This window comes from Pseudoalteromonas sp. S558 (genome assembly GCF_005886635.1).
In the GTDB taxonomy this organism is placed as follows: Bacteria; Pseudomonadota; Gammaproteobacteria; order Enterobacterales; family Alteromonadaceae; genus Pseudoalteromonas; species Pseudoalteromonas aliena.
Genome location: NZ_PNDU01000739.1, coordinates 1 through 1,410, shown reverse-complemented (window position 1 = coordinate 1,410; position 1,410 = coordinate 1). Strand labels below are relative to the sequence as shown.

General features: G+C 41.9%; 1 protein-coding gene. It reads right to left on the bottom strand.

What is annotated here, in order from left to right:
• Positions 1 to 242: 242 nt before the first annotated feature.
• Positions 243 to 1,410 (bottom strand): phosphoribosylformylglycinamidine synthase subunit PurQ (locus CWB66_RS22145; protein ID WP_171037581.1); only part of this gene is annotated, 1,168 nt, incomplete at its 5' end.

The window sequence follows — 1,410 nt, the reverse complement described above, 5'->3', positions numbered from 1 at the left end:
GGCGCTATAACCCACTGTAATAATGGCAAGCGAAATACATAACCAAGCAGCAAGATGCTTAGTAATACAGCTCCAACAATTAAACCAACTCGCTTAAACATACTATCCTTAAATGCTTTGTGCTTTGTGCTTTTAGCTTTTAGCTTTTAGCTAAAACTATACTAATCAAAAAAGGCTGCACAGTGCAGCCTTTTTTATTTTACAGCTAGATTATGAATCTAACTTGTATAAAAGTAATTAAATTACCCTACGTTTTTGCGTGCGTTACGGAACATACGCATCCACGGGCTATCCTCGATCCACTCATCAGGATGCCAAGAATTGGCAACGCTTCTGAATACGCGTTCTGGATGCGGCATCATTACAGTGGCGCGACCATCAGTAGACGTAATACCGGTAATACCTTCTGGAGAACCATTAGGATTCGCTGGGTATTGCGTTGTAGGATTACCGTAGTTATCTACAAACTTAACCGCAACAGTGCCGCTATTAAGCGCTGCTTTAATGGCTGCATCGTTTGCAAACTCAGCATGACCTTCACCATGAGAAACCGCTATAGGCATACGCGAGCCAGCCATTCCGTTAAAGAACACAGACGGATTCTCTTGTATTTCTACTAAACTAAAGCGTGCTTCAAAACGCTCTGATTTATTAGTTACAAAGCGCGGCCAATGTTCAGTACCCGGAATTAACTCTTTTAACGTTGATAACATTTGGCAACCGTTACATACACCTAAACTAAAGGTATCTTCACGGTGGAAGAAGTTTTGGAACTGGTCGCGTGCCATGTCGTTAAACAAAATAGACTTAGCCCAACCTTCACCCGCACCAAGTACGTCACCGTATGAGAAACCACCACAGGCCACTAAACCTTTAAATTGCTCTAGCGTTAAACGACCTTCTAAAATGTCACTCATGTGTACATCAACGGCTGCAAAACCTGCGCGATTAAACGCTGCCGCCATTTCTAAATGAGAGTTAACACCCTGCTCACGTAAAATAGCCATTTGTGGTTTAGCACCCGTTGCAATGTATGGCGCTGCTATATCTTCGTTTAAATCAAAGTTAAGTTTTACGTTTAAGCCTGGATCTTTTGCATCAAATTTTGCATCAAACTCTTGCTTAGCACACTCAGGGTTATCACGGCGTGCTTGCATTTGATACGTTGTTTCAGCCCAAATAGTACGAAGCTCAGTACGCGTATGATTAAGTACCGTATTTTCGCCACGGTTAAATATAATCGTATCGTCACTGTTAAGCGTGCCAATATTGTGGCTAATTGCTGCTATACCATGTTGTTCAAACACCGCATTTACTGCATCTAAATCAGCATTTGCTACTTGGATTACGGCACCTAGCTCTTCGTTATAAAGTGCTTCAATGTCTGAACCTGTTAAAGCGGCTAAATCA